Origin of the sequence: Corallococcus sp. CA053C, assembly GCF_003611675.1 — a bacterium.
In the GTDB taxonomy this organism is placed as follows: domain Bacteria; phylum Myxococcota; class Myxococcia; order Myxococcales; family Myxococcaceae; genus Corallococcus.
Map to the genome: position 1 here is coordinate 1 of NZ_RAWA01000602.1, position 4,149 is coordinate 4,149.

4 protein-coding genes are annotated in these 4,149 nt (G+C 71.0%); 3 read left to right on the forward strand and 1 reads right to left on the reverse strand.

From position 1 onward, the window contains the following. Nucleotides 1–111 precede the first annotated feature (111 nt). Nucleotides 112–1,134, forward strand: coding sequence for an endonuclease/exonuclease/phosphatase family protein (locus D7V97_RS40720; RefSeq protein WP_120615941.1), 1,023 nt, complete (start codon nt 112–114; stop codon nt 1,132–1,134). A 143-nt stretch (nt 1,135–1,277) separates the two neighbouring features. Beyond that, entirely contained in the window at nt 1,278–2,327 is a 1,050-nt protein-coding gene (locus D7V97_RS40725) for a GNAT family N-acetyltransferase (protein WP_120615942.1), read from the forward strand. Here D7V97_RS40725 and D7V97_RS40730 read toward each other — a convergent pair. Next, a complete protein-coding gene (locus tag D7V97_RS40730) occupies nt 2,311–3,444 on the reverse strand; it encodes a hypothetical protein (RefSeq protein ID WP_120615943.1) in 1,134 nt (377 codons plus the stop codon). The genes D7V97_RS40725 and D7V97_RS40730 overlap by 17 nt on opposite strands. Nucleotides 3,445–3,536: 92 nt before the next feature. Between D7V97_RS40730 and D7V97_RS40735 the strand changes: the two genes are divergently transcribed. Next, complete coding sequence (locus D7V97_RS40735) at nt 3,537–4,070, forward strand: hypothetical protein (RefSeq protein WP_120615944.1); 534 nt, start codon at nt 3,537–3,539, stop codon at nt 4,068–4,070. Nucleotides 4,071–4,149 lie beyond the last annotated feature (79 nt).

Genomic DNA, 4,149 nt, shown 5'->3' on the forward strand with positions numbered 1-4,149 from the left:
GTTCCTGCACGGGAACCCCGTGCCAGGGCGCCACCACGCCGCGCCGTGTTGAACGCTTCGCGCGGAGTCGCATCCGGCGCCCCGGGGCGGCGGTGCTAGGTTGCCTCCCCGATGTCACCCTCCCCCCTGCGCTCCTTCCGCCCCCGCTTCCGCGTGGGTTCGCCCCGCTCGAACCTCGTCCTCGGCGGACTCCTCCTCGCCATCGCGGGCTGTGAGGGTCGCGACCCGCAGACGCTGCCCGCGCCGGATGGCGGCGCCTGTGTCTCCGGCGCCTGCACCACGCCCGACAGCGGCACGCCCATCGGATCCGGCAACGGCGTGCGCATCGCGGCCTTCAACGTGCACCGCCTCTTCGACACCGTGTGTGATTCGGGTTCCTGCGGCGGCACCAACTACGAGGAGCTGCCCACGGCCACGGAGTTCGCGCAGCAGGCGGAGCGGCTCGCCCGCGCCATCACCGCGCTCAACGCGGACATCGTGCTGCTGGAGGAGGTCGAAACACAGACCTCCCTGGACGAGCTCCTGCGCCGCATGCCGGCGTTCGGCTTCTCGCAGCTCGGCGAGATTGGCACCGCGGCGTCGGTGGACGTGGCGGTCCTCTCCCGCCATCCCATCACCGACGTGCGCCGCCACCGCGACCAGGTCATCTACCGACCGGACGGCTCCGCGACGCGCTTCTCGCGCGAGCTGCTCGAGGTGCACCTGGACGTGGGCGGCGCCGACACCATCGTCTTCGCGGCGCACTTCCGCTCCAAGGTGGACGACGATCCGGGCCGCCGCATCGCCGAGGCCACCGCGACGCGGAACATCGTCGCGGACGTGGCGAAGACCTCCCCCGGAGCCCTGGTGGTGTTCGGTGGAGACCTCAATGACGTCCCCGGCTCGGAGGCACTCACCGCCCTGGAACGGGACGGGGCCATGGTGCGCGTCGCCAGTGACCGGCCGGCCAGCGAGACCTGGACGTATGTCTATTCAGGTCAACGTCAGGCCATCGACCACCTGTACCACGCGCCCGCGCCCGAAGGGGGCACCTACCTCCCGGGCTCCTTCCGCGTGGCCCGCGAGGGCAACGGCTACGGCGGCTCCGACCACTGCGCCGTGTACGCGGACTTCGTCGTCGAACCGAAGCCCTGAACCAATGAACGAAAGCAGTCGCCGCAACCCCTGACCTGGATGCACTCGGGGACCGGTTTCCCGCCCGCCACCCCTCCTTAAGTTCCCCGCCATGAAGGCAATGGCGTGGCGAAGCACGCGGAGCACCGCCGTCGGAGCGCACCATGGTTGAGGTGCGCACCTTCGAAGGCGACGCCGCGGAGGCGTCCTGGTTCATCAACCGCGTCTGGCAATCGAGCTACGGCAAGACTTCACCGCTGCCCGTCTGGAATGAACGCCTCGTCGACTGGCTGCTCTTCCGGGACGGACAGGCCCCGCGCGACTACCTGGTCGCGGCGTATGACAAGGGGACGCTGGTGGGCACCCTGTTCGCGGAGTCCGCGAGGATAAGGCTCGGCACCCGGGAAGTGGACGGCACCTATGGGGGGCGCGCGAGCGTCTGCGCTTCCCGCCGTCGAGAGGGAATCGGCGGGAGGCTGACGCGGGAGCTGTTCCGGCGCCACCGCGACCGGGGTGCGAAGCTCACCCTGGGTTGCGTGGCGACAGGGCCCCACGAGCCGGGGCTCTGGAAGCGGGCACGGAGCGCGCATCCCCTCCACGGACTCGGGCTGTGGCTGTATGTCTTTGACGCGCGAGCCCTGGCCCGCTGGTCGTTCACCGACTCCCAGCGGAGGCTGTTCACCCTGGCGCGGCCCTTCCTGCGACACGCCTTCCGCCAGGCGGACACCGGGGGCATCCGGCCCTATCGCCCCAGCGACCTGCCCCGCTGCATGGCCCTGGTCCAACGGATGATGCAGCCAGTGACGCTGGGGTACGCCTACACGGCGGAAAGACTCGCGCACCAACTCCAGTACAAGGACGTGCCGCGCACCTTCGTGCTGGAGCAGGACGGCGAGGTCCGGGGGCTGGTGAACAGCTACAGCCTCTTGATGACAGGCGTGGGGGAGCTCACCGCGGAGGTCGTGGACCTGCTGGCCTTCGACGACGCCGTGTCCACCGCCGACCGGCAGCGCCTGCTCCAGGTGGCCCTGCAGGACATGGAGCGCCGGGGCGTGGCGTGCGCCGGGATGCTGCGCAACCCCTGCCTCCCGGCCTCGCTCCTGTGGCGCACCGGGTGGCTGCCCCTGCCCGGGGGCGCGAAGCTGACGTGCCTGGTGCCCACCTCCGGCGTGGAGCTTCCCGCGGCCCCACGGGTGTTCACGCACCTGCGCTGAAGCGTGCTCGGGCGCGGACCCTGTGCAGCAGCCGCGCACCCCAGCCGAACACGGCCCGCACGCCCCCGCCCGCGCAGATGCACAGCGCGGGCAGCACGAGCAGCAGGTACTGCGGCCACTTGGTGTTCCACAGCAGGAGGAACACCAACCCCACGGCCGCGCCCACCGCCCACACGGGCCGCTCGCGCCAGGTCCGGGGCGCGCCCACCACCGCCAGCGGCAGCAGCGCCCACGTGTTGAAGCTCGTGAGGTAGATGCCCTCCTGCGACCGCGCCAGCCACGGATCCATCAGGAACGCGACCGGCTGGTACCAGGGCAGCGCGCTGCGCCGCACGTGCTCGCTGTGCGAATAGTCCCAGTGGAACGTGATGGACTCCCACAGCGACGCGAACGGCGAGGACCACAGCGCGGGGTTCGCGAGGAAGAACACCGCCGCCGTGGGCACGACGAACGCGGCCCACGCCCGCCACCGGGTCCGCGCGCCCGTCACCAGGAAGGGCAGCATCGTGAGCCCGCCCACCAGGCCATACGGATACTTCCCCGCCGCCGCGAGCCCGAGCAGCGCCCCGGACACCGCGAGCCACCCGGGCGCGAAGTCCTTCGCCCCACGCCGCGCGCGCTCGAAGGCCAGCAGCGCGAGCAACACGATGAGCCCTGGCACCGCCTCCAGGTACGCCTGCGAGGTGTACTTCGTGTGGTACGGGTCCCACGCGAGCAGCAGCGCGCCCACCGGATCCACGGTGGCGAGCAGCCCCACCTGGAGCACCCCGGCCACCGCCGACAGCCGCCGCGTCGCACGGAACGCGGGCTGCGCGACCTCCGGCAGGGGCTGGCCCATGGGCACGTCGTCCCACACCGGCTGGGGTGCCTCCGTCACCCGCACGGCTTGCGCGAAGAGCAGCTTCACCAGCGGCGGGTGTTCGAAGTTCTCCCGGAGGGCGCCGATGTCTCCCCAGCGGCCCTGGTCGATCATCTGGGCATAGCTGTAGGCGATGGGCAGGTAGGTCGCCTCATCGAAGTCCTGGGACAGCCGTTCAACCGCCTGCGTCCGTTGCCAGACGGCGACCAGGACGGCGACGAGCGCGACGAAGAGGGCCAGCAGGCGCGTGCGGGACATGCGGAATCGATATCACAGACACATCCGCCCTCCCGAACGCAGACGTCCGAGCGGCACTGGTGGCGGGCGCCCCCGGTCCCCAACTTGGGAGCATGAAGACCGCGCGCCTCCTCACCACCGCCGCCCTGCTCGTGAGCGGACTTGCCTTCGCGAAGACCGACAACACCGTGTCACTCGAGACGCCTCGGACGACCGTGCGCGCGAGCGTCACCGCGCAGGGCCTCCAGGGTCCGGACCTGCAACTCCACATGACGGACGATGCGCTGCGCGGACAGGCCTTCCAGCGTCCCGTGGACCTGAAGCTGTCGGACCGGCGCATCCAGGGCACCGTCGGTCAGGAGCCGGTGAACGTCACCGTGAGGGAGCGCCCGGAGGTGGTGGAGATGGCGGGGAATTTCGCGGGACAGCCCTCCTCGCTGACGCTCAGCCCGGACGAGTTGGTGGGCTCGGTGGGGCCGTGCGGCTACAACCTCATCATCGAACGCGACCGCAAGCACTACCGCGGCACACGCGCCTGTGGAGATCAACGCGAGGACAACGTGTTGGTCGCCATCCCGGAGGCGCTGGGCCAGGGCTCCGCGTCCGGCCGCATGGCCGCGATCAGCCTGCTCCTCTCCCATCCCTGAGCAGGCATTGGGCGGGGCCCATGGCGCCAGGGGCCCCGGGTGTAGTGAACTGCCGCCCGTGTCCACCGCCCCTGCAGAC